The following is a 23,906-nucleotide window of genomic DNA, read 5'->3' on the forward strand; positions in this document are numbered from 1 at the left end:
GACGCATCACCACCAACAGAACCCCCGTGCACCCCTCCCACCCCGGCGAGGGGGCACATGCAGCAGTGAGAATGGAGCCGATGTGCAAGCCCAACGGCCGGGAGTGTGGGCCCTCCTGAACAAGTGGCTCGCCGCGCGCAGAGCCCGCGAGGAGCGCCGCGCCAGGCTGGAGGCCGAGGAACGCGAGAGCGTCGAGGCCCGGCGCCGGGCCGAGGAGGAGGCGGCGCGCGCCGAGGCCGCCGCCACCAAGCCCGACCTGCTGCGCACGGTCAGCGACGTCGCCTGGCGGATGCTGCTCATAGGCGTCGTCGCCGGCCTGCTGATCTACGCGCTGGTCTACCTGTCCGTGGTCACCCTGCCGGTGGTCCTCGCCGTCTTCATCACCGCCCTGCTCATGCCGCTGGCCAACTGGCTGCGCGGCAGGGGGCTGGGGCGCGGGCTGTCGACCACGATCTCCATCGTGGTGGCGCTCATCGTCTTCGGCGGCGTCCTGACGCTGATCATCATGCCCGCCGTCCAGGGGTCGCAGGCCCTGGTGGACAGCTTCACCGAGGGCCTGGAGGCGCTCCAGGAACTCCAGCTGCCCTTCGGGCTGAGCCCGGAGCTGTTCGACTTCGACGAGATCATCGCCGACGCCACCCGGCAGATCACCGACCTGATCGAGCAGAACAGCAGCCAGCTCATCAGCGGGGCCTGGACCGCCGGCGCCGCCGTGATCTCGATCCTGGTCGGCATCGTCCTGATCATCGCCCTGACCGTGTACTTCGTGCACTCCGGCGACCTGCTCATGGACTGGCTGCTCACCCTGATCCCGGCGCGCTCGCGCTCGGGGCTGCACCACGGCGGACAGGTCGCCTACCGGGTGATGGGCAACTACGTGCGCGGCGTGGCCGCGGTCGGGGCCATCGACGCCATCGGCATCGGGCTCCTCCTGCTGTTCGTCCTCGACCCCAGCCTGGCGATCCCGCTGATCGTGCTCACCTTCATCGGCGCGTTCCTGCCCATCATCGGCGCCTTCCTCAGCGGCCTGGTCGCGGTCCTGGTGACGTTCGTGACCGTGGACTGGGTCTGGGCCCTGGTCGTGCTCGGCTGGGTGATCCTCATCCAGCAGCTGGAGAGCAACGTCTTCGCGCCGCGCATCTACGGCCAGGCGCTGGAGCTGCCCTCGCCGATCGTGCTCATCGCGATCTCGGTCGGCGCGGTCCTGGGCGGCGTCCCCGGTATGTTCCTTGCCACCCCGGTGGCCGCGGTGCTGGCCGCCCTGCTGCGCGACCTGCCCACGGTGCCGCAGGAGAGGCACGGGGCATCCGTGTCCGACGACCCCGGACCGCCGGAGGAGAAGGCCGGGAGGAAGCCGGCCGCGCTGCCCTCGACCCCCTCCCCGGGGGAGCCCGCGGCCAAGCCAGGCAGGAGTGAGGAGCCCCCGGCGACCGCCTCCGACGACTGATCACGGACCGCGCTCCGGGAATGTCCGGCGTCCCCGTTCCTGTTCGACAGGACGGGGACGCCGTCGTCCGGGAGGAAAACCCCTGGCGGCCTCCCCGAGCACTGCCGTTAGGCTGGATCGGGCGGCCCCGAGGCCGCCCGCCCCCGCCCCCCGTCCGCGCACCCGCGCCGGACCGGTGCGCCCGGCCGCCCCACCCGTCTCCACCTCGTAGGAAGCCCCATCATGCTGATCGCCACCGACCTCGAACTGCGCGTCGGTCCTCGCCTCCTGCTGGAGCCGACCACCTTCCGCGTCGCCGCCGGGGACCGCATCGGGCTGGTGGGGCGCAACGGCGCGGGCAAGACCACGATGACCAAGGTGCTGGCGGGCGAGGGCCTGCCCACCGGCGGCACGGTCACCTCGTCCGGGAGCATCGGCTACCTGCCCCAGGACCCGCGCACCGGAGACCTCGAGGTGCTGGCCCGCGACCGCATCCTGTCGGCCCGCGGCATCGACGAGGCCCTGCGCGGGATGCGCGAGGCCGAGAAGAAGATGGCCAGCGCCGACACCAAGACCCGCAACAAGGGCGTGCGCGCCTACGCCCGCTGGGAGGAGCGCCTGCACGTGCTGGGCGGGTACGCCGCCGAGTCCGAGGCCGCCGCCATCGCCTCCAGCCTGGGCCTGCCCGACAAGGTGCTGGCCCAGCCGCTGCGCACCCTGTCCGGCGGCCAGCGCCGCCGCATCGAGCTGGCGCGCATCCTGTTCAGCGGGGCCGACACCCTGCTGCTGGACGAGCCCACCAACCACCTGGACGCCGACTCCATCGTCTGGCTGCGCGACTTCCTCAAGTCCCACCAGGGCGGGCTCATCGTGATCAGCCACGACGTGGACCTGGTCGACCAGGTGGTGAACAAGGTGTTCTACCTGGACGCCAACCGCAGCGTCATCGACATCTACAACATGGGCTGGAAGCAGTACCTGGCCCAGCGCGAGGCCGACGAGCGCCGGCGCAAGCGGGAGCTGGCCAACGCGGAGAAGCAGGCCGACACCCTGCGCAAGCAGGCCGACCGGTTCCGCTCCAAGGCGACCAAGGCGCGCGCCGCCCAGCAGATGCTCAACCGGGCCGACCGCATCATGGGCGGTGTGGCCGGGGTGCGCCAGGCCGACCGCGTGGCCAAGCTGCGCTTCCCCGACCCGGCGCCGAGCGGGCGCACCCCGCTGATGGCGGAGGGGCTGTCCAAGTCCTACGGGTCGCTGGAGATCTTCACCGGCGTGGACCTGGCCATCGACCGGGGCAGCCGGGTCGTCATCCTGGGTCTCAACGGCGCGGGCAAGACCACCCTGCTGCGCCTGCTGTCGGGGATCGAGACCCCCGACACCGGCCGGGTGGTCCCCGGACACGGGCTCAAACTGGGCTACTACGCCCAGGAGCACGAGACCCTGGACGTGAACCGCACCGTCCTGGAGAACATGATGAGCGCCGCCCCGGACCTGCCCGAGGTGGAGGCGCGGCGCACCCTGGGCTCGTTCCTGTTCACCGGGGACGACGTGGACAAGCCCGCGGGCGTGCTCTCCGGCGGTGAGAAGACCAGGCTGGCGCTGGCGACGCTGGTGGTCTCCAGCGCCAACGTGCTGCTGCTGGACGAGCCGACCAACAACCTGGACCCGGCCAGCCGCGAGGAGATCCTGGCGGCGCTGCGCAACTACAAGGGCGCGATCGTGCTGGTCACCCACGACGAGGGCGCGGTGGACGCGCTCCAGCCCGAGCGGGTCATCCTGCTGCCCGACGGGGTCGAGGACGTGTGGAACGCCGAGTTCGAGGACCTGATCGCCCTGGCCTGAGACCGCGGTACCGCGTTCCCGGGGCGGCCCGGGGCGAGGGGTGGACGCCCGGGCGACCCGGGAGGTTCACCCCTTCTCTTTTCGGTCCTTGTTTGCGGCGTTCCGAAAACGGGGGCTCCTCCGGCGTGTCCGGCGTGGCGGCGCTTCAATGTGGCGGTGCGCGATCACGATGTCCCATCATGAGGGTCCCTGACCGTCGACCCCTCGAGGAGTGAACCTGTGAACGACGCGATGAGAAAGGGCGCACGGGTGGCCGGTGATGACCGCTCCGAACTCTCCGTCGAGCTCAAGCGGCGCTACGACGCGGGCGAGAGCATCCGCCAGCTGGCGGCGGCCACCGGGCGCTCGTACGGTTTCGTCCACCGCCTGCTCAGTGAGGCCGGGGCGGAGCTGCGCGGTCGGGGCGGGGCGACGCGCAAGGCCTGACCGCCGCACCTCGCTTACCCGTGAGTAATATTCGGGGCGACACGGCACATCCACGGAAGGAACCCCATGGCACAGGCCCCGAACGGAGCCGGCGGACTCCCCGGCGCGGACGAGCTCTCCCGGGCCGGTCTCGGGCTGGCGGTGGACGGGCACGTCGCCCGCATCACCATCAGCCGCCCCGAACGCCGGAACGCGATGACCGGACGCACCTGGACCACCCTGGCCCACATCGGCCAGACCCTTCCCGAGGATGTCCGAATCGTCGTGCTCGCCGGAGAGGGCGACATCTTCTCCGCGGGGATCGACCTCGGCATGTTCACCCCCGAGGGGATCGAGGGCGAGCGCTCCCTGGTGGCGGGCGTCCTCGACGGCAGCGCCGACGCCGACGACATCGAGGGCCACATCGCCGAGCTCCAGGAGGGCTTCCTGTGGCTGCGCCGCCCCGACATCGTCAGCATCGCGGCGGTCCGCGGCCACGCCATCGGCGCGGGGTTCCAGCTGGCCCTGTCGTGCGACATCCGCATCCTCGCCGAGGACGCCAAGTTCACGATGAAGGAGCCCGCCCTGGGGCTGGTCCCCGACCTCACCGGCACCAAGCCGCTGGTCGACATCGTCGGCGTCAACCGCGCCGTCGAGATCTGCCTGACCGCCCGCCGGGTGGAGGCCGCCGAAGCCCGCGAGCTGGGCCTGGCCGAGCTCGTCGTCCCGGTGGACGAGCTCGACGGCGCAGTCGACGACGTCGTCGCCGCGCTGCTGGCCACCAACCCCGAGGCGGCCACCGCCACCAAGGCGCTGCTCCAGCAGGCCGCCGGCAACACCCTCCAGGAGCAGGCGCGCGCCGAGCGCCGGGCCCAGGTCGACCGGCTGACCTCCCTGGCCAAGGCCATGGGCGCCGGGGCCTGACCCGTCCTTTGACGGCGGGGGCGGGGCGGGGAGACCCGGATCACCGGTGAAAAAGGCCCGTCCCGTCCCCATGCCGGAGCGATCTCTAGTACGCTTCATCAAGCGGTCGTTCGCAATGCCGCGCGCATCAGGGCGCGCCGAGACCGCTCAAGACGCGGATCTCGTACGCCGAGCACCTCGGCGCGACTCTTCCCGAAGAGATGAAGCCCCCTGTTTCACGACGGGGTCCACATCCGCGTGTGATCAGGCGCGTTTGTGTGATTTCTTCGCCGGGACCGCGATGCCGTCCGTGTGGAGCCTTCCTCGAAACGCCGCCAACCGATGAGGAAGGTACACGTCACCTTGACGGACACTGCCGTAGAGCCTGCTTTCGACAGCCTCGGGCTTCCCCAGGACATCGTCGACGAGCTGGCGAAGAACGGTGTGACCACCCCGTTCCCGATCCAGGCGGCCACGATCCCCGACGCCCTCGAAGGACTCGACGTCCTCGGCTGTGGTCGCACCGGATCGGGCAAGACCCTGGCCTTCGGCCTGCCGGTCCTGGTCCGCGCCGCCGAGCGCCGGGCCGCCGCCAACCGCCCCCGGGCGCTGATCCTCGTGCCCACCCGTGAACTCGCCCACCAGGTCCGCGACGCCCTGCGCACCTACGCCCGCATCGTGGGCGCCCGCGTCGGCGACGTCGTCGGCGGCAGCTCCTACACCCGCCAGATCAACGAGCTGCGCCGCGGTGTCGAGGTCCTGGTCGCCACCCCCGGCCGCCTCACCGACCTCATCGAGCAGGGCGCTTGCGACCTCGGCGACGTCGAGGTCTCGGTGCTGGACGAGGCCGACCAGATGTGCGACATGGGCTTCATGCCGCAGGTCAGCGAGCTGCTCGACCAGGTCAAGCCCGAGGGCCAGACCCTGCTGTTCTCCGCCACGCTCGACGGCGACGTCGACAAGCTGGTGCGCAAGTACATGAACGACCCGCGCACCCACTCGGTGGACCCGCCGGTCTCCCAGGTCACCACCATGGAGCACCACCTGCTCAAGGTGCTGCCCCGCGACAAGAACAAGATCATCGCCCAGATCGCCGCGCGCGAGGGCCGCACGATCCTGTTCGTGCGCAGCAAGTACCGTGCCGACACGATCAGCGAGCAGCTGGCCGAGGCCGGTGTTCCCAGCGCGTCCCTGCACGGCGGCAAGACCCAGAGCGTGCGCACCCGCACCCTGGCCAAGTTCCGTGAGGGCCGCATCCAGGCCCTGGTCGCCACCGACGTCGCCGCGCGCGGCATCCACGTCGACGGCATCGACCTGGTCGTCAACATCGACCTGCCCACCGGGCACAAGGACTACCTCCACCGCGGCGGCCGCACCGCCCGCGCCGGCTCCTCCGGCTCGGTGGTGTCCCTGGTGGCGCCCAACCAGCGCCGCATGGCCCGCCGCCTGCTCAGCGACGCCGGCGTCGACGCCAAGCAGCACCTGGTCAACCCGGGCGACGAACTGCTCACCGAGGTGACCGGTGCCCGGGAGCCCTCCTGGGAGCCGTGGATCGAGCCGCCGGAGCCGGTGCGCGAGCGCCGCGGCCGCGGCGGCCCGCGCGGCGGCGGTTACCGCGGCGGCTACCGTGGCGGCGACCGCCGTGAGGGCGGTTACCGCGGTGGTGAGCGCCGTGAGGGCGGCTTCCGCGGTGGCGACCGCGAGGGCGGCTACCGCGGCGGCGAGCGCCGTGAGGGCGGCTACCGCGGCGGAGACCGTCCCGAGGGCGGTTACCGCGGTGGTGAGCGTCGTGAGGGCGGTTACCGCGGGGACCGCGAGGGAGGCTTCCGCGGCGGTGACCGTCCGCGTGGCGAGGGCGGCGGCTACCGCGGCGGGGAGCGCCGTGAGGGAGGCTTCCGCGGCGGAGACCGTCCGCGTGGCGAGGGCGGCGGCTACCGTGGCGGCGACCGTCCCGAGGGCGGCTACCGTGGCGGCGACCGTCCCGAGGGCGGCTACCGCGGCGGCGAGCGCCGGGGCGGCTACCGCGACGACTCCCGCGGCGGCCCGCGCGGCAACCGCCGGAGCGGCGAGCGCTTCGACTCCGCCCGCCAGTACTGAGCGAGGCACCGACACGACCCGGGCCCGGCAGGTGATCCTGCCGGGCCCGGGCCCTTCACCGGGGGTGGGGACTCCTCTCGGACGGAGCGCCCCGCTCAGTCCAGGACGCGGCCGCGGGTCTCCCGGGCCACCCCCACCGCCAGCAGCGTGAGCGCGCCCATCGCCGCCACGTACACCGAGATCGGCAGGCTCGACCCGAACCCGGCCAGCAGGGCCGTCGCGATCAGCGGGGCCACCCCGCCCGCCGCGATCGACGCCAGCTGGTAGCCCACCGACGCGCCCGAGTAGCGCGTCCGCGTGCTGAAGAGCTCCGAGAAGAACGCCGCCTGCGGGCCGTACATGGCGCCGTGCAGCACCAGGCCCACCGTCGCGGCCAGCGTCACCGCCCAGAACTCCCCGGTGTCGACCAGCGGGAAGAACGCGAAGGCCCACAGGGCCACCCCGGCCGCGCCGACCGCCGTCACCGGGCGGCGTCCCAGCCGGTCCGACAGGGCGCCCCACAGCGGGATCGTCACCAGGTGCACCGCCGAGGCGATGAGCACCGCGTTCAGCACCAGGCCCTTGGACATGTCCGCCTGCTGGGTCGCGTAGACCAGGATGAACGCCGTGACGACGTAGTAGGAGACGTTCTCGGCCATCCGCACGCCCATCGCGACCAGGGCCTCGCGCCAGTGGTGGCGCAGCACCCCGACGATGGGGGCCCGCTCCCGCTCACCCGACTCCTCGGCGCGGGCGCGTGCCTCCTGGAACACCTTCGACTCGGTCACCGCCAGGCGCACCCACAGGCCGATGAGGACCAGTACCCCGGACAGCAGGAACGGGACGCGCCAGCCCCAGGCCAGGAAGGCCTCGTCGGGCAGGGCCACGGCCAGGACGGCCAGCACGGCGGTGGCCAGCAGGTTGCCGCCGGGCGCTCCGGCCTGCGGCCAGGACGCCCAGAAGCCCCGGTTCTCCGGTCTGCCGTGCTCGGCGACCAGCAGGACCGCGCCGCCCCACTCGCCGCCCAGGGCGAACCCCTGGACGACCCGCAGCAGGGTCAGCAGCAGAGGTGCGGCCACACCGATGGCGGCGTAGGTCGGCAGCAGGCCGATGGCGAAGGTCGCGCCGCCCATCAGCAGCAGGCTCAGCACCAGCAGCTGCTTGCGGCCGATCCGGTCGCCGAAGTGGCCGAAGACCAGTCCGCCCAGCGGACGGGCGACGAACCCGACGGCGTAGGTGGTGAACGCCAGCATGGTGCCCACGAGGGGGTCGGACTCGGGGAAGAAGACGTGGTTGAAGACGAGGGCGGCGGCCGACCCGTAGAGGAAGAAGTCGTACCACTCGACCGTGGTGCCGATCAGGCTGGCGGTCACCACGCGCAGGAAGGGCGTGCGCTGTGCGGCGGCGGGGTCCGGGGTGGTTGTGCTCATGACCCGAACGGTAGAGACGCCCGTCACCAGTGACCATGGTCACACCCACCATAGGCGGCCGATCTCCTATGGGTGATCGCACCGTGTGGCGCTCACATTACGGACCTTTACCGCGCTTCCGCGTGTCCGTATCCCCACCCGGCGGACCCCGGTGCACAGTGGCGGGAGACCCCGGTGTCGTCAGCGGGGCCAACCGGCCGCCGGAAGGGAAACGCGTGCCCGTCCTCAACACCTTTCTCGTCGCCGTCAACGACGTCTTCTGGACCTACTTCCTGATCCCCCTCCTGGTCCTGCTGGCCCTGTACTTCACGGTCCGCTCCGGTGTCGTCCAGGTACGGCTGTTCCCCGAGATGTTCCGCGTCCTGCGCGGCAGCCCGGGCCTGGCCCCCGACGGGCACAAGGAGATCTCCTCCTTCCAGGCCTTCGCGATCTCGGCCGCGTCCCGCGTCGGCACGGGCAACATCGTGGGCGTGGCCACCGCCATCATGCTGGGCGGTCCGGGCGCGGTCTTCTGGATGTGGGTGATGTCCTGTGTGCTGGGCGCCGCCGCGTTCGTGGAGTCCACCCTGGCCCAGCTGTACAAGGTCCGCACCGCGACGGGCTTCCGCGGCGGGCCCGCGTACTACATCCGCTTCGGCCTGGAGAACCGGTGGATGAGCGTGCTGTTCGCGGTCACCATCACGGTCACCTTCAGCCTGGTCTTCAACTCGGTGCAGGCCAACAGCATCGCGGGCGCGGTATCGACCTCGGCCGGGGCGCTGGGGATCACCGGCGGCTGGATCCTGAACGCCGTCGTGGGCCTGCTGCTGGTGGGGCTGACCGGAAGCGTGATCTTCGGCGGGGTGCGCCGTATCGCCACCGTGGCCCAGTCCCTGGTACCGCTGATGGCGATCCTCTACATCCTCATCGGGGTGGCGGTCGTCATCCTCAACATCGGTGAGCTGCCCCGGGTGATCGGCGACATCTTCGCCGGGGCGTTCGGCGTGCGCGAGTTCGTGGCCGGCGGCGTCGGGACGGCCATCCTCCAGGGCATGCGCCGGGGGATGTTCTCCAACGAGGCGGGGCTGGGGTCGGCGCCCAACGCCGGCGCCACCGCGTCGGTCTCCCACCCCGCCAAGCAGGGCCTGGTGCAGGCGCTGGGCGTCTACTTCGACACCTGGCTGGTGTGCTCGGTGACGGCGTTCATCGTGCTGGTGTCCCGTCCCGAGTACGGGGAGGCGGGCGGGGTGGAGGTCACCCAGCAGGCGCTCGAGGGCTCGCTGGGCGGGTGGTCCGTCCACGCCCTGACGGTGATCCTCTTCCTGCTGGCGTACACGTCGGTGCTGGGCAACTACTACTACGGCGAGTCCAACCTGGAGTTCCTGGACAGCGACCCCCGGCATATGGCGTACTTCCGCTACGCGGTGCTGGCGGCCGTGTTCGTGGGCTGCGTCGCGCCGCTCACCCTCGTGTGGAACCTCGCGGACATCGCGATGGGCGTCATGGCCACGGTCAACCTGCTGGCGCTGGCGCCGCTGTCGGCGGTCGCCTTCCGCCTGCTGGCCGACTACAGCCGCCAGCTGCGCAACGGGCTGGACCCCCAGTTCACCCTGTCGAAGATGCCCGACCTGCGCAACGTCCGCTGCTGGGGCGAGCCCGGCGGCGCCCTGCCCGAGGACGTGGACCGCAGCGAGGGGAGCGCCCCCGCCGACCCGGCCGACTCCCTGGCCGAGCACGACGACCGGCCCGGTGAGGGACCCGAGGGCCCCGACCGCCGCGACGACTGACCCCGCACGAACCGGGGCCCGGGGACCGGCGGTACGGGGATCGGACGGGACTCCCCCGTCTCCGGTCCCCGGCCGCCCACGCCGCCGGTCCCGCCCGTCGCCTCCCCGGCGGACCCCTGTCCGGTGCGCCCGCCCCTCCCCGCCGCCGCCCCGCCCCGGCGGCCGGGGGACCTCGGCCCGGAAGCGGTGGCCGGACGGGGCCGCACCGCCATCCCAGCCGGCCTCCGGGAGGCCCGCCGCCCCGCGCCCGGCCAGGCCGCGCCTCCCAGGGGCGGCCCTGCCGGGCCACCACGCCGCCCCCGTCATCACCGGGGGCCGGCCGTGCCGTTCCGTCCGGGGCGGGTCCCGGCGTCCCGGCCCCGCGCTCCCCGCCGGGGGCGCGCCGCCCTGCGCCGGGCGGCGCGCCGTGCACCCCGGCCGACCCGTGTTCCGGGGGGTCGTCCACAGGTCCGCTCCGACCGTGCCAGGACGAAAACGGTTTTCGGTACTATGCCGAAAGACCCACCCGACCCATCACGGAGTGCCACCGTGTCCGAACGGACCACATCCCAGCACGAGCACGGGGGCGGACCCCCGCCCGGCGAACCGTTCGTCCCCGAGAGGGACGGCGAGCTGCCGCCCGACGACTGGGGGCGCCGCCGGAGCGGACGCCGCACCGGGACGGTCTGGCTGTTCGCGGTGCTCATCACCGCGATGGCCGTCGGTCACGCCTGGTTCTCCGACCAGTTCACCGGTCCGGCGTTCCTGACCTGGGCGACCATCTTCACCGCCATCTGCTTCCAGGCGCTGCCCTTCCTCGTCTTCGGGGTCGCCCTGTCGGCGGCGCTCACCGCGTTCGTGCCCGCCTCCGCCTACCAGCGGTTCATTCCGCGCAAGGCGAGCCGGGCGGTTCCGGTGGCCGGACTGTCCGGCGCGCTGCTGCCGGGCTGCGAGTGCGCGTCGGTGCCCATCGCCGGAAGCCTGATCCGGCGCGGGGTCGCCCCCGCCGCCGCGCTCACCTTCCTGCTGGCGGCGCCCGCCATCAACCCGGTCGTCATGATCGCCACCGCGGTGGCCTTCTCCGGGCAGCCGGAGATGGTGCTGGCCAGGTTCGTCGCCTCGCTGCTGGCCGCGGTCGTCATCGGCTGGATCTGGGTGCGCTTCGGCCGCACCGAGTGGCTGCGCCTGCCCTCGCGCACGGTGTCCCCCGACGAGTCCAAGTGGCGGGTCTTCCGCGAGTCCATGGTGCACGACATGATGCACGCCGGCGGCTACCTCGTCGTCGGCGGGCTGGCGGCCGCCACCATCAACGTCATGGTCCCCCGGGAGTGGCTGCTGACCGTGGCGGGGATGCCGGTCGTGTCGGTCCTCGTGCTCGCCCTGCTGGCGATCCTGCTCTCGATCTGCTCGGAGGCGGATGCGTTCGTCGCGCTCAGCCTCACCGACTTCTCGCCCACCGCCAAGCTGGCGTTCATGGTCGTGGGCCCCATCGTCGACCTCAAGCTCATCGCCATGCAGGCGGGCATGTTCGGCTGGCGGTTCGCGGTGCGCTTCGTCCCCCTGTGCCTGATCGTCGCCCTGGCGGCCACCTTCCTGATCGGAGGCCTCGTCCTGTGAACCGCATCGCGCAAGGACTCACACTCGTGCTGCTGGGCGCGGCGGCGCTCACCGCCACCGTGCCCACCAACCTGTACCTCAACTGGGTCCAGCCGGCCTTCCAGCCGTTCCTCATCGCCGCCGGGCTGGCCATGGCCGTGCTGGGCGTGTGGCTGGTCGTCGCCGAACTGCGCGGGGAGGCCGCCGAGGAGGAGCACGGCCACCACCCGCACGCCGGGACCGATGACGCCGTGGCCGAGGCCTACGGACACGGCGGCGGCCACGGGCACGACCACTCCCGCGCCCCGCGTGTGGCCTGGCTGCTCCTGCTCCCGGTGCTCGCCGTGTTCGTGGTGGCCCCGCCCGCGCTCGGCTCCTACACCGTGCAGAGCACCGCCTCGGAGTCCTCCGCACCACCGCCCCGGGAGGAGCGGTCCGGTCAGTTCGACGACGGCCTGGCGGAGGCCGCCCCCGGCGAGGTCGTCCCCATGGACCTGCGCCAGTTCGTCATGCGCGCCTGGATCGACGAGGACCGCCTGCTGGCCGGGCGCACCGTCGAGCTCACCGGGTTCGCCGTGCCCACCGACGACGGCTGGTACCTGGCCCGTCTCCAGATGGCCTGCTGCGCCGCCGACGCGGTGGTCAACAAGGTGCTCATCACGGACGTCCCCGCCCCGGAGGCGGACAGCTGGTGGACCGTCCGGGGCACCTGGGTGGAGCCCGAGGGAGAGCTCTACGACGTCAACGAGCACCGGTTCACCGTCACCGAGATGGAGGAGGTGACCGACCCGCCGGACCCCTACGAGTGACCCCCGGGGCCCGCGGTGCGGGCCCCGGAAGAGCGGTCGTTCACGCTCCGTGCATCTACTACGCCACACCGGGCCGAATTCGGTGGTTCGCGACCACGGCGGGTGACAATGGGCGGGTGTCGGACAGGAGCGGTGGACTCGGACGGATCTGGAGGCGGGTGCGTCCCCGATCGATCAGGGGACGGGTCACCGCGGGGGCGATGACCGTACTCGTGGTGTTCGTCGCCCTCGGCATGACCGGCGCCATCCTCCTGCTGCGCGACCTCATCACCGACCAGGCCCGGGACCGGGCCGCCGAGGCGGCCCGGCGCGTCTCCGAACAGATCACCGCCGAGCGCTACCCCGGCGCGATCCCGGCCTCCGAGCCGGTGCTGCGGCTGCAGATCGTCGACTGGCACTCCGGTGAGGTGCTCGCCGCCAGCGACGCGCTGCGCGGCCTGCCCGCGCTGACCCACGTCCACCCCGCCCGAGGCGACTTCCGGGTGGACACCACCACCTGTGCGGAGTACACCGGGCTGGGGCCCGACGACTGCTTCCTCGTCGTCGGATACGCCATCGCCGACTCCGCCTACGGCGACGTCATGGTGCTGGCGGCCTCCCGCACCCCCATCGGCCTGGCGAACAACTCCCTGGAAATGGTGCTGATCGGCGCGTCCGTCGTCCTGCTCGCCGTCACCGGCCTGGTCATCTGGGTGGGCGTCGGGCGCGCGCTGCTCCCGGTGAAGGCGATCAGCGACCAGATGGAGGCCATCTCCGTCACCGACCTGCACCGCAGGCTCCGGATCCCGCGCACCCACGACGAGATCGCCCACCTGGCCCGCACCGCCAACGCCAGCCTCGACCGGCTGGAGGAGGCCGTCATCCGCCAGCGGAGGTTCGTCTCCGACGCCTCCCACGAACTGCGCAACCCCATCGCCGGGATGCGCGCCAAACTGGAGGTCGAGCTGTCCGACCCCCGGCCCGACCCCCGGGAGCGCGAGCTCCTGCTCACCGGCCTGCTCTCGGACACCGGGCGCCTGGAGAACATCGTCTCGGACCTGCTCGAACTCGCCCGCCTGGACAGCGACCTGGCGGCCTCCCGGGAGCCGTTCGACCTCGCCGCCCTGGTACGGCAGGAGTTCGGTTCCCGCAGGCAGGTCGCCGACCTGCAGGTCCACACCCGGGGCGAGGTCCCGGTGTGCATGGACCGGCTGAGGATGACCCGGGTGCTGACCAACCTGGTCGCCAACGCCGAACGCCACGCGCAGGAGCGGATCGACCTCGTCGTCGACCGCGCCGGGGACGGGAGCGCGGTGGTGGAGGTGCACGACGACGGGTCGGGCGTCCCCGAGGCCGACCGCGAGCGGATCTTCGAGCGGTTCGCCCGCCTGAGTGAATCGCGCGATCTGGACCCCGAGGGCAGCGGCCTGGGCCTGGCCATCTCCCGCGAGATCGTGAAGGCCTACGGAGGCACACTGACGGCCGGGCGCAGCGACCTGCTCGGCGGGGCGTTGTTCACCCTGCGCATCCCCTCGCGGACGGAGACGGAGACGGCATGCCCCGGGAAGAAGAACTGAGCGGGAAGAAGCGGGAACCGCGCAAGGCCGGGGAGGAACAGGCCGCCGTCGCCGGACCCGCCGACCGGCGCCCGGGGTACTTCCGGATCGGGTTCGTCGGAGCCCTGGGCGTGCTCGCCGCCTGGCTGTTGGTCCAGGCGCTGGTGGGCGTGCGGGGGGTGCTCGTCTACATCCTCCTGGCGCTCTTCCTCGCGGTCGGGCTCAACCCGATGATCGAGTTCCTGCGCAACCGCGCCCGCCTGCCGCGCTGGGCGGCCATCCTCGCCGTGTGCCTGGCCCTGGTGGTGTTCGTCGCCGTGTTCGTCGGGGCGATCGTCCCGCCGCTGACCGAGCAGGTCACCGGTCTCGCCACGGGGCTGCCCGCGATGGTCGACGACCTCCGGGAGAACGGCTTCCTGGCCGACCTGGACGAGCGCTACAACGTGCTGGACAGGCTCCAGGGCGCGATCGCCGACCCCGACGTGGGGCGCCGGCTGTTCGGCGGCCTGGTCGGGGTGGGGCAGGTGGTGGTCGACTCCCTGGTCGCCTCCTTCACCGTCTTCATCCTCACCCTGTTCTTCATGGCGTCGCTGCACGGCATCCTCGACGTCTGCTACCGGCTGGTGCCCCGGTCGCGGCGGGCCGGGGTGCGCGAGATCGGCGACGAGATCGTGCTGCGCATCGGCGCGTTCATCGCCGGGCAGCTGGTGGTCGCGGCGATCACGGGGACGGTGGGCTTCCTGTTCCTGTGGGCGGTCGGATCCGCCTACGCGCTGACCCTGGGCCTGGTGGTGGGGGTGACGGCGCTGATCCCGCTGGTGGGCACCACCATCGGCGCGCTGGCGGCCTCGGCGGCCATGGCGGTGGTGGATCCCTGGCTGGGGCTGTTCACCCTCGCCTTCTTCCTCGTCTACCAGCAGATCGAGAGCTACGTGATCTCGCCCAGGGTCATGCGCCGGGCCGTGCACGTCTCGCCGACCGCCAACATCACCGCGGCGCTGGTCGGCGGCGCCATGATGGGCCTGGTGGGGGCGCTCCTGGCGATCCCGGTCGCCGCGGCGCTGACGATCATCCTCGACAAGGTGGTGTTCCCGCGGTTGGAGGAGGTCTGACCCGCCCCGGCGGCGCGTAGGCTGCCATGGTGGACGGACGGGGGGGACGTGTGCGGGCGACGCTCGTGGTGGTGTGGGCGGTGGCGCTGGTGGCCGCACTGCTGTACGGGCCCGAGCCGGCACAGGTGCGCGCCTGGATCGAGGCGTCCGGTCCGGCCGCCCCCGCCGCCTACCTGGCCCTGTACGCGGTCGCGGTGTTCGCCCTGGTGCCCCGCCCCGCGCTGAACCTGGCCGCGGGGCTGCTCTTCGGGATCGCGGCCGGCCTTCCGCTGGCCCTGGCCGGCGGGGTGGCCGCGGCCCTGGCGCAGTTCTCGGTCGCCCGGTACGTCGCCGGGGACGCGGTGGCCGGGCTGCTGCCCGCGGGGGCGCGTGCGCGACTGGACGCGGTGGCCGAGGGACACGCGTTCAGGGCCGTGCTCCAGCTGCGGCTGCTGCCGGTCATCCCGTACCAGGTGGTCAACTACGGGTGCGGCCTCACCCGGATGCGGGTCGGGCCGTTCGCCCTGGGGACGCTGGCGGGTGGTGTCCCGGCGACCGCGGCGATGGTACTGCTCGGGTCCGGGGGAGCGGACCTCGGGCTCCCGGCCGCGGTCGGCGGGATCGGGCTGGCGGCCCTGCTGGGGCTGCTGTGGTGGGTGCGCGCCCACCGCGGCAGCCGGGCCGAGCCGCAGCCGGACGGGACCTGAGGGGCCCGCCGGACGGAGGGGGCCGCGGCCCCCTCCGTCCGGCGGCGGGTCAGGAGTCCGCGCCCCCGAAGATGGCCACGTCGCCGGGCTCGGGGCGGTCCATCTCGAACGGCAGGATCTCTCCGCCGTCGCTGTCGGTGACCATCGGCTCCTGGAGGACCTCGGGTTCCTCGCCGGCGTTGTGCCGGACCACCATGACTCCGCCGTAACCGCTGTGGTCGGTCTCGGTGGCGGAGAAGGGCACCAGCCCCGGGCCGGTCCACTCGCGAGAGTTGAGGGTCTCGAGCAGGGACGAGCGGGTCAGGTCGGGTCCGGTCTCCATGAGCACCTGGGCGAGCAGGACCGCCTGCACCATGCCGTAGACCGTGGTGTCGGTGAACGGGGTGTCGGCGTTGTACTCCTCGTGGATCTCCAGGAAGAACTCGGTCCACGGGTCGTCGCGCTGGGCCGCCATCGGCAGGAACGCGGTGACGATGAGTTCGTCCAGGAACACCTCCGGCGGGACGTCCTCGGCCGGGGTGCCCTCGGCGTACTCCTCGATGAGGGCGGTCACGATCTCCACGTCGCCGCCGAAGCTGGGCGCCACCCACTGCGGGTCGTAGCCGATGGCGGTGGCCTCCAGGATCGCGATGCCCAGGTAGGCCGGGATGCAGTGGCACACGACGACCTCGGCGCCGCTCTTCTTCAGTGTGGCGACCTGGCCGGTGAGCTCGGGGACCCCGGGGTCGTAGGACTCCCAGGCGACGATCTCCTCGGTGAGGTACTGCTCCAGGCCGGCCTGGGAGGAGGGGCCGACGTCGTCGTTCTGGTAGAGCAGGCCGACCTGGTCGCCGGGGAAGTTCTCGGCGATGAACCTCCCCTGGATCTTGGCCTCCTTGGAGTAGTCCACCTGGAAGCCGTAGCTGTAGGGGTAGACGTCCGGCTGGTCCCAGGCCAGGGCGCCGGAGGAGACGAAGAGGTCGGGGACGCCGGCCTCGTTGAGGTCCTCGATGACGGCCTCGTGGGTGGGGGTCCCCAGGCCGCCGAGCATCGCGAAGATCTCCTGGTCCTCGATCAGGGACCGGGTCGCCTCGATGGTCTGGGACGGGTCGAAGGAGTCGTCCTGCACCTGGTATTCGATCCGGCGCCCGTGGATGCCGCCGTTGTCGTTGATGTAGTTGAACACGGCGCGGGCACCGGTGGACACGTGCCGGAAACCGGGCGAGGCGGGCCCGGTGAGCGGTTGGTGCGTGCCGATGACGATGGCGTCGTCGCTGACGCCCCGGGTCTCGGCGGCGAGTTCCTCCGCCGCCTCGTCCGTGGTGTCCCCCTCGGAACAGGAGGTGGCGAGTACCGCGACGGCCAGTGCCGAGGCGATCATGTGCAGTGGTCGCATGGTGCTGTCCTGGACTTCGTTGTGACCTTCACGGAGCGGGCGTGAGCGGCCCAGCGGGGGCGAGGCCGTGACCGGGCGCCGGCAGGAAAATACCTACTAGCCGGTACGTTACTCGGGAGTAAACACCATACGCGTTCATGAGACCAGCGGTAACACCGCGGGATGTTGCAGGTGGGGCTCAAGTGAACTTCTGAGGTTTCGGCTGTCCACAGTCGGCCGATGCGGAACCTCCTTCTCCGCACCGGGTCCACGCGTCCGGGAGCCGTCCGCGGCCCCCGCTCCCGGAGGCCGCCCGCGCACGGGGCGGAAGGGGGAGAAAGAGTGTCCCGCGGCCCGGGTCCCCGGCACGGCGGAGATGTCCGCCCGACGGTGTCCCGGTCCCACCGCGGCCGGCACGGCGGCCGGCGGAGCCCCGACCCCGGCTCGCGCACACGGTCGCCGTGACCGTGGTCCGCTCCCGCGTCCGGGCCGCCCGACGGCCGGACCCACCCCCTCACGCGCTCCCGCAGGGGAACGGTGCCCGGTACGGCGGTGTGCGGAACCCGCGGGGGGCGCCCCCGCCCTCCTGGGCCGGAGGGCCTTCGTGCTCGCCGCCTGCCTCATCGCCGCCGCGCCGGTCGCGGACGGGCCGCGGCCGGCCCCGGGGCCCGCCCGGGACCCTGCTCTCGGCGGGGGTCTTCGGCGGCTGCCCGAGGGGGCCTCCTCCCGGCCGCGCCGGGCCGGGAGGACGGCCTCCGCGGCTCCCGGGGAGCCCTGGACGGGGAGCACGTGCCGCGTCCCCGAGGTGCCGTCGGCGCGCCCCCGGTACTCCGGTCTCAGGCGCCCTGCCGCCCCGGCTGCGGCGCCCGGCCCAGGATCTCCCGCGTCAGGCGCGCGATGTCGTCGGAGGCGCCGTTGACCGCGCTGTCGCGCCGCCAGACCAGCAGGTGCCGCAGCTGGATCGGCTCGCCCTCCAGCCTGCGGATCACCACGTCCTCACCCGCGTCGAAGTCCGACTGACAGGGGGCGATCGCCCGGCGCCGGGCGATGAGGTCGCGGATCTCCGAGCGCTCGTAGAGCCGGTAGGGCACCTGCGGGGTGAACCCCGCCCGCTGGCAGGCCAGGTAGAAGCATTCCGGCCAGCCGGTCCCGTCCGGCGGGGTCAGGGCCCACGGGCAGTCCGCCAGGTCGCCCAGGGCCACCGTCGGCTTGTCCGCCAGCGGGTGGTCGGACCACAGGGCCACGTGCAGCGGCTCCACCGCGAGCATGGCCCACGACAGCGGCCCGTCCGTGGACAGGTCGCGGTCCACGTAGTCGATCGTGGTGCCCAGGTCCAGCCGCCCCGCCCGGACCAGGTCGGTGACCAGTTTGGGGGAGTACTCGGTGCGCACGTGGACCGGTACGCCGGGGAAGATCTCCGGCAGCCGCGCCGCCAGGTCGATCGCCAGCGGCCCCACCCCGCCCACGCGCAGCGTGGTGGGCGAGGACCCGCGCGCCGTGATGTCGTGCAGCAGGTCGTCCATGGAGAGCAGCACCGCGCGGGCGCGGACCAGCACGAACTCGCCCAGCTCCGTCGGGCGCACCCCCGAGCGCCCCCGGTGGAACAGGGCGCCGCCCACCTCGCGCTCGATCCGCTGGAGCTGGGTCGTCAGCGCCGGCTGGGAGGTGGAGAGCGCGGCGGCCGCCTTGGTGACGCTTCCGGTGTCGGCCAGGAGGCAGATGGTGCGCAGATGGCGGAGTTCGAGATCCATCAGGGCCTCCTGTACCGGCTGTCGGACGGTGGTCTGGGTGCCGCGCCGGGCCGGGCGGGGGCGTGCTGTTCGGGTCCGCCGCGGGCGGCGGGGAGCGGCCCCGCGGGGCTCCGGCGGGGCACCGCCGCGCGGTCCCCCGTTCCGCCCGGGCCGCCCGGCGGCCACTGCCGACTGTACAGCCCGGTCCCGGGGGGTGTACGGGACTCCGCCGCACACCGCCCGGCGGCGGGGGCCGCGGGCGCGTCGGACGCCGGGTGGCCGCCGCCTTCCTTCCGAACTCGGATAGGGGGCACAGCGTGGAATCTAGGCGCTCCGGGCGCCGCTGTACAGATGCCTTCCAGAAACGGTCCGAGCCGGACGCGCCGTGCAGCCCGGCCGGGTCCCGGGGCGCCGGTGTCCAGGGTCCGTCCGCCCGGGTGCGCGTCACCATGGGATATGGTGCCCTGCGTCACCTTATAGTTGGACGTCCTACTACATTCTCGCGGCGGACCCCGGGGGAATGGCGCGGAACCGGTGAGGAGAACTCATGGCGGTCGAACGCATGCTGCGCACACCCGAGGCGGAGCAGCTTCTGGAGCTGACGCGAGAGCTGGTGGACAAGGAGCTCGCTCCGCGCGCCGCCCGGGACGAGGAGGAGGGGGCCTTCCCCCGCGACCTCTTCCGCACCCTCGGCGCGGCCGGGTTGCTCGGCCTGCCCTACGACGAGGAGTACGGCGGCGGAGGCCAGCCCTACGAGGTCTACCTCCAGGTCGTGGAGGAGCTGGCCCGCGGCTGGCTCGCCGTGGGCCTGGGAGTCAGCGTCCACACCCTGTCCTGCTATCCCCTGGCGGCCTTCGGCACCGACGCCCAGCGGGCCGAACACCTGCCCGCCATGCTCGGCGGCGACCGGCTGGGCGCCTACTGCCTTTCGGAGGCCGCCTCGGGCTCCGACGCCGCGGCCCTGACCACCCGAGCCGAGCGCGACGGCGAGGAGTACGTGGTCAACGGCGCCAAGGCGTGGATCACCCACGGCGGAGAGGCCGACCACTACACCCTGTTCGCGCGCACCGGTGCCCCCGACTCCGGCGCCCGCGGCATCAGCTGCCTCCACGTCCCGGCGGGTCTCCCCGGCCTGTCGGCGGCCGCACCCGAGCGCAAGATGGGCATGCGCTCCTCCACCACCGCGGGGGTCCTCTTCGACGGCGTCCGGCTGGGCGCCGACGCCCTCATCGGCGAGGAGGGCAGGGGATTCGGCATCGCCCTGTCCGCGCTGGACTCCGGGCGCCTGGGCATCGCCGCCTGCGCCGTCGGCGTCGCCCAGGCCGCGCTCGACGCCGCCCTGGCCTACTCCCGGGAGCGCCGCCAGTTCGGCTCCGCCATCGGGGACTTCCAGGGGGTGGGCTTCATGCTCGCCGACATGGCCACCCAGGTCGCGGCCTCCCGCGAGCTTTACCTGGCCGCCGCCCGCCGCCGCGACGCCGGGCTGGCCTTCTCCGAGCAGGCCGCCATGGCCAAGCTCATGGCCACCGACACCGCCATGAAGGTCACCACCGACGCCGTCCAGGTCTTCGGCGGCTACGGCTACACCCGCGACTTCCCGGTCGAGCGCTACATGCGCGAGGCCAAGGTCCTGCAGATCGTGGAGGGCACCAACCAGGTCCAGCGCATGGTGATCAGCCGCCACCTGTCCCGCCGTTCCGGCTCCTGACGCGCCACCGCCGCCGCGGCCGGGCGCCGCGGCGGCCGTTCAGCGGCGCAGCAGCTCCCGGGTGGCCGACGGCGGGTGCAGCACCGGCTCCACCGGGCGGTCGGTGAGCACCGCCAGCGCCGCCCGGTACTCCTCGCCCCGGTCCAGATCGGTCAGCCACGACGCCGCCGGGTCGCCGCCCCCGGACCACTCCAGCAGCCGCGCGCCGGTGTGCGGGGGGCTCACCGTCACCCGGCGCAGCCCTCCGGCCAGCCCCAGCCCGGTGGCCTTGAGCAGGGCCTCCTTGCGCGCCCAGTAGCCGAAGAACGCCCCCGTGCGCTCTGCCTCCGACAACCCGGCCCACACGTCGCGCTCGGTGTCGGACAGGGTGTAGGCCGCCAGGCCCTCCAGGTCGCGCGAGGCCGCCACCCGCTCCACGTCCACGCCCACCGGAACGCCGTCGGAGACCACCAGCACCACCCACTCGCCCGAGTGGCTCACCGAGATCTCCCAGCCCCGGGCCGGACCCGCCGGATGCGGCTTGCCGTGCGGCTCGGCGTCCCGCTCCGCGCCCGCGCGCTCCTTCTCGTCGCACGAGCGGCAGCGCAGCTCGAAGACCACCTCCCGGGGGTCGCACCCCGCCCGCTCGGCCAGCACGAGCCGGGACATCGCGCGGGCCAGCAGGTGCCGGTCCCGGTCCGCACGGTGCAGGAACCGGTCGCCCCGGGCCCGCTCGCGCTCGTCCAGCAGGTCCGACAACCGGTCCGTGGCCGAGGAGGTGTGCGCCCACCAGACCTCGGGCGCCAGAGGAGGGAGAGTCATGCCTCTTATTGTGGACCCGGTGGTGCGGTGAACGGGGATTGAGGAGGAGCAGAACCGGGAATCCGGTAAAGGACAGGTCAGCCCGTCCCCTGGGGAGGCCGGAGATGTCCGTTGTGATGCTGTTCGGAGCCGGAGCACTCGTCGGGCTGGTGGCCCTCACCGCGGTCATCATCGTGACCCTCCTGACCGAGGACCCCGACCGTATCGAGACCCTCGACGCGGAGGAACCCGGGGAGGAGCGCCCGGTCGCCGACCGGTCCGTACTCTAGACCGGGCACGGGGACCGCCCGTGTCCCGCCCGGAGCACGGAAGGTCAGTCCATGGTCGAGGAGAACCGTCCGGCGTTCGCCGCCGAACGGCGGGAGCGCATTCTCGAACTCGTGCGCGCCAACGGCACCATGTCCCTGCGCGACATCGCCGTCAAGGTGCACGCCTCCGAGGTCACCGTCCGCCGTGACGTGCGCGCCCTGGAGGCCGAGGGCCTGGTGGACCGCCGCCGCGGGGGAGTGGCCCTGCCCGGGCGCATCGGCCACGAGCAGAGCTACAGCGGCCGCAGCGACCAGTGCGCCGCCGAGAAGGCCGCCATCGCCGCCTCCGCCGCCCGCCTGGTCCGACCGGGCGACGCCGTCACCATCGGTCCCGGCACCACCACGGAGGCCCTGGCCCGGGAACTGGCCTCGCGCACCGACATCACCGTCGTCACCAACTCGCTGCGGGTCGCCGAGGCCCTGGCGGGCGCGACCGGTGTCGAGGTGGTGGTCACCGGAGGCACCCTGTACGGGCCCGCCCGTGCCCTGGTCGGCGCCGCCGCCGAGCAGAGCCTCAAGGGGCTGCGCGTCACCCGCGCGTTCCTGTCGGGCAACGGCGTCAGCGCCGAGCGCGGGCTGAGCACCCCCAACCCCGCCGTCGCGGGCGTGGACGCCGCCCTGGCCGACTGCGCCGAGGAGACCGTGGTCCTGGCCGACCACACCAAGATCGGCGCCGACACCATGGTCGCCACCGTCCCGCCCGAGGAGATCGCGCACCTCGTCACCGACAGCAGCGCCGATCCCGAGGTCCTCATGACCCTGGAGGAGACCGGAGCCCTGGTGCACGTCGCCGTGGTGGCCCGCGAACGCGGTCAGTGAGCCCCTGTTGCACCCACAAAGGGCGTACCCTACCGTTCATGCCCATTGCGCGGTCCGTGCCCGATGAGTGATCCTGGGCGCACCCACCGCCGCCCACCCTCAGGAGCCTTCCTCCATGCCCTCATCATCGACGCCCCCGGAGCAGCAGCCGCCCGCGCCGGTGCGCGTCACCCCCGCTCCGGTGGCCCTGCCCGAGCCGTGGTCGCGGTCCGCGCTGACGGTGGTCGTGCCGACCTACGAGGAGGCCGAGAACCTGCCGGTGCTGGTCCGCGGCCTCATGGCGCTGGGCCTGCCCGGGCTCAGGGTCGTGGTCGTGGACGACAACTCCCCCGACGGCACCGGTGAGGTCGCCGACAAGCTCGCCGTGGAGTTCCCCGGCCGGGTCGGGGTGGTGCACCGCACCGCCAAGGACGGGCTGGGCCGCGCCTACGTGGCCGGGATGACCCGGGCCCTGGAGGACGGCGCCGAGTACGTGGCGCAGATGGACGCCGACCTCAGCCACCCCGTCGGCTACATCCCCCAGCTGCTGGGCACCCTGCTGTCGACCAACGCCGGCGTCGTCATCGGCAGCCGCTACGTGCCCGGCGGCAGCCTGTCCGAGCAGTGGGGGCTGAGCCGCCGCCTGCTCAGCGGCTGGGCCAACACCTACGTCAAGACGGTGCTGTCGATCCCGGTCCGCGACGTCACCGCGGGCTTCAAGGTGTGGCGGGCCGACGCCCTGGAGGTGCTCGACCTGGCGAGCATCGAGAGCACCGGCTACGCCTTCCAGGTGGAGATGCACTACCGGGCCTTCCGCCGCGGGCAGAAGATCGTCGAGATCCCCATCCACTTCGAGGACCGCGTCATCGGTCGGAGCAAGCTGGACGGCGCCGTCGCCCTGGAGGCGGCACTGCGCCCGCTGCGCCTGCGCCGCGCCGAGAACTCCCGCCGCTGACCGGTGCCGCCCCCGCCTCCCGCAAAACCTCACCCGGGTTGTGATGATCAGGGGGCCGGAGGGGTAGGAGGGATGCCATGACGGATCGGCCGCACCACGTCGGCGCCGGCCCGGGGGTCCCTCCGGGCGGCGGTGCCGACGGGCCGCGGGGGCGAACGCGGAACCCGGCCCGTGGGGGAGGCCGGACACGTCCGCGGGGTCCCGGCCCGGTGCGGGGCGCGATCCACGACGCAGACGATCACGGACGGTGGAGACGATGACCGAACCGTACGACGTGGACACCGACATGGGGGACGACCCGGAGCGCAGCCTGGTCGAGGAGCGCGAACGGCGGGTCGAGAACGACCACGACATCCAGGGCTACGAGTTCGAGGACGACGACAGCCGCGGTGGGCGCGGTATCGACCGTGCGGTGGCCGACGAGCGCAGCGACGTCCTCCCCCGCCAGAGCTGGGACGTGGAGGGCCCCTCGGCGGAGGAGGCCGCCCTGCGGATCGACGACGACGGCTCCGCGGAGGAGGACGCGCCGGGGGCGGCGGTCCGCGATCCGGGCCCGGACCGGTCGGAGGGACACCCGGCCGACTCGCCCAGCGGGCGCAGCGACCGCACCGAGGATCCGGACGGCTACGTCCCCGACGCGGAGGACCCCAGGGACACCGGGGCCCCAGGCGTCTGATCCGGCCTCCC

Annotated in this window: 20 protein-coding genes; 16 read left to right on the forward strand and 4 right to left on the reverse strand. The window is 73.0% G+C overall.

What is annotated here, in order from left to right:
* Positions 1-82: 82 nt before the first annotated feature.
* The 5 genes from ACSUPR_RS26960 to ACSUPR_RS26980 all read left to right on the forward strand — a co-directional run bounded on the left by ACSUPR_RS26960 (position 83) and on the right by ACSUPR_RS26980 (position 6,673).
* Positions 83-1,447, forward strand: coding sequence for an AI-2E family transporter (locus tag ACSUPR_RS26960; protein ID WP_436887555.1), 1,365 nt, complete (start codon positions 83-85; stop codon positions 1,445-1,447).
* A 222-nt stretch (positions 1,448-1,669) separates the two neighbouring features.
* Entirely contained in the window at positions 1,670-3,268 is a 1,599-nt protein-coding gene (locus ACSUPR_RS26965) for an ABC-F family ATP-binding cassette domain-containing protein (protein ID WP_436887557.1), read from the forward strand.
* 219 nt (positions 3,269-3,487) lie between these two features.
* Complete coding sequence (locus ACSUPR_RS26970) at positions 3,488-3,694, forward strand: helix-turn-helix domain-containing protein (RefSeq protein WP_436887558.1); 207 nt, start codon at positions 3,488-3,490, stop codon at positions 3,692-3,694.
* 66 nt (positions 3,695-3,760) lie between these two features.
* Positions 3,761-4,597, forward strand: coding sequence for an enoyl-CoA hydratase/isomerase family protein (locus tag ACSUPR_RS26975; RefSeq protein ID WP_436887560.1), 837 nt, complete (start codon positions 3,761-3,763; stop codon positions 4,595-4,597).
* A 321-nt stretch (positions 4,598-4,918) separates the two neighbouring features.
* The gene (locus ACSUPR_RS26980; protein WP_436887562.1) at positions 4,919-6,673 is read left to right on the forward strand and encodes a DEAD/DEAH box helicase; all 1,755 of its coding nucleotides are present in this window, start codon (positions 4,919-4,921) and stop codon (positions 6,671-6,673) included.
* A 95-nt stretch (positions 6,674-6,768) separates the two neighbouring features.
* Here the strand turns inward: ACSUPR_RS26980 and ACSUPR_RS26985 are convergent, their stop codons facing one another.
* A complete protein-coding gene (locus ACSUPR_RS26985) occupies positions 6,769-8,082 on the reverse strand; it encodes an MFS transporter (RefSeq protein ID WP_436887564.1) in 1,314 nt (437 codons plus the stop codon).
* A gap of 215 nt (positions 8,083-8,297) precedes the next feature.
* Here ACSUPR_RS26985 and ACSUPR_RS26990 point away from each other — a divergent pair, with 215 nt between their 5' ends.
* The 6 genes from ACSUPR_RS26990 to ACSUPR_RS27015 all read left to right on the forward strand — a co-directional run bounded on the left by ACSUPR_RS26990 (position 8,298) and on the right by ACSUPR_RS27015 (position 15,565).
* On the forward strand, positions 8,298-9,848 hold the full coding sequence (locus tag ACSUPR_RS26990) for an alanine/glycine:cation symporter family protein (protein ID WP_436887566.1): 1,551 nt from the start codon (positions 8,298-8,300) through the stop codon (positions 9,846-9,848).
* A gap of 528 nt (positions 9,849-10,376) precedes the next feature.
* Entirely contained in the window at positions 10,377-11,444 is a 1,068-nt protein-coding gene (locus tag ACSUPR_RS26995; protein ID WP_436887567.1) for a permease, read from the forward strand.
* The gene (locus ACSUPR_RS27000; protein ID WP_436887569.1) at positions 11,441-12,232 is read left to right on the forward strand and encodes a TIGR03943 family putative permease subunit; all 792 of its coding nucleotides are present in this window, start codon (positions 11,441-11,443) and stop codon (positions 12,230-12,232) included. Before ACSUPR_RS26995 ends, ACSUPR_RS27000 begins: the two co-directional genes overlap by 4 nt.
* Before the next feature lie 200 nt (positions 12,233-12,432).
* Positions 12,433-13,788, forward strand: coding sequence for a sensor histidine kinase (locus ACSUPR_RS27005; RefSeq protein WP_436887571.1), 1,356 nt, complete (start codon positions 12,433-12,435; stop codon positions 13,786-13,788).
* Positions 13,767-14,879 (forward strand): AI-2E family transporter, encoded by a 1,113-nt coding sequence (locus tag ACSUPR_RS27010; RefSeq protein WP_436887573.1) that lies wholly within the window; start codon positions 13,767-13,769, stop codon positions 14,877-14,879. Before ACSUPR_RS27005 ends, ACSUPR_RS27010 begins: the two co-directional genes overlap by 22 nt.
* 26 nt (positions 14,880-14,905) lie before the next feature.
* Positions 14,906-15,565, forward strand: coding sequence for a TVP38/TMEM64 family protein (locus ACSUPR_RS27015; RefSeq protein ID WP_436887574.1), 660 nt, complete (start codon positions 14,906-14,908; stop codon positions 15,563-15,565).
* 49 nt (positions 15,566-15,614) lie between these two features.
* Here the strand turns inward: ACSUPR_RS27015 and ACSUPR_RS27020 are convergent, their stop codons facing one another.
* Together ACSUPR_RS27020 and ACSUPR_RS27025 are read right to left on the reverse strand one after the other, a co-directional pair.
* A complete protein-coding gene (locus tag ACSUPR_RS27020; protein WP_436887576.1) occupies positions 15,615-16,940 on the reverse strand; it encodes an ABC transporter substrate-binding protein in 1,326 nt (441 codons plus the stop codon).
* Positions 16,941-17,755: 815 nt separating this feature from the next.
* The gene (locus ACSUPR_RS27025) at positions 17,756-18,670 is read right to left on the reverse strand and encodes a LysR family transcriptional regulator (RefSeq protein ID WP_436887578.1); all 915 of its coding nucleotides are present in this window, start codon (positions 18,668-18,670) and stop codon (positions 17,756-17,758) included.
* Between the two features lie 526 nt (positions 18,671-19,196).
* On the opposite strand from ACSUPR_RS27025, the gene ACSUPR_RS27030 reads away from it, so the two are divergent.
* Positions 19,197-20,357, forward strand: coding sequence for an acyl-CoA dehydrogenase family protein (locus ACSUPR_RS27030; protein WP_436887579.1), 1,161 nt, complete (start codon positions 19,197-19,199; stop codon positions 20,355-20,357).
* Between the two features lie 39 nt (positions 20,358-20,396).
* On the opposite strand, the gene ACSUPR_RS27035 is transcribed toward ACSUPR_RS27030, so the two are convergent.
* Positions 20,397-21,158: a 4'-phosphopantetheinyl transferase family protein gene (locus tag ACSUPR_RS27035; protein ID WP_436887581.1), complete on the reverse strand. Its 762-nt coding sequence runs from the start codon at positions 21,156-21,158 to the stop codon at positions 20,397-20,399.
* A 104-nt stretch (positions 21,159-21,262) separates the two neighbouring features.
* Between ACSUPR_RS27035 and ACSUPR_RS27040 the strand changes: the two genes are divergently transcribed.
* The 4 genes from ACSUPR_RS27040 to ACSUPR_RS27055 all read left to right on the forward strand — a co-directional run bounded on the left by ACSUPR_RS27040 (position 21,263) and on the right by ACSUPR_RS27055 (position 23,895).
* Positions 21,263-21,427: a hypothetical protein gene (locus ACSUPR_RS27040; RefSeq protein ID WP_436887583.1), complete on the forward strand. Its 165-nt coding sequence runs from the start codon at positions 21,263-21,265 to the stop codon at positions 21,425-21,427.
* 51 nt (positions 21,428-21,478) lie between these two features.
* Positions 21,479-22,285 carry a DeoR/GlpR family DNA-binding transcription regulator gene (locus ACSUPR_RS27045; protein ID WP_436887584.1) on the forward strand — a complete coding sequence of 269 codons (807 nt, stop codon included), beginning with the start codon at positions 21,479-21,481 and terminating at the stop codon, positions 22,283-22,285.
* Between the two features lie 115 nt (positions 22,286-22,400).
* On the forward strand, positions 22,401-23,219 hold the full coding sequence (locus ACSUPR_RS27050) for a polyprenol monophosphomannose synthase (RefSeq protein ID WP_436887586.1): 819 nt from the start codon (positions 22,401-22,403) through the stop codon (positions 23,217-23,219).
* A gap of 256 nt (positions 23,220-23,475) precedes the next feature.
* Complete coding sequence (locus ACSUPR_RS27055) at positions 23,476-23,895, forward strand: hypothetical protein (RefSeq protein WP_436887588.1); 420 nt, start codon at positions 23,476-23,478, stop codon at positions 23,893-23,895.
* Positions 23,896-23,906 lie beyond the last annotated feature (11 nt).

Source organism: Nocardiopsis dassonvillei, from assembly GCF_964273065.1.
GTDB classification, from domain to species: Bacteria; Actinomycetota; Actinomycetes; order Streptosporangiales; family Streptosporangiaceae; genus Nocardiopsis; species Nocardiopsis dassonvillei_B.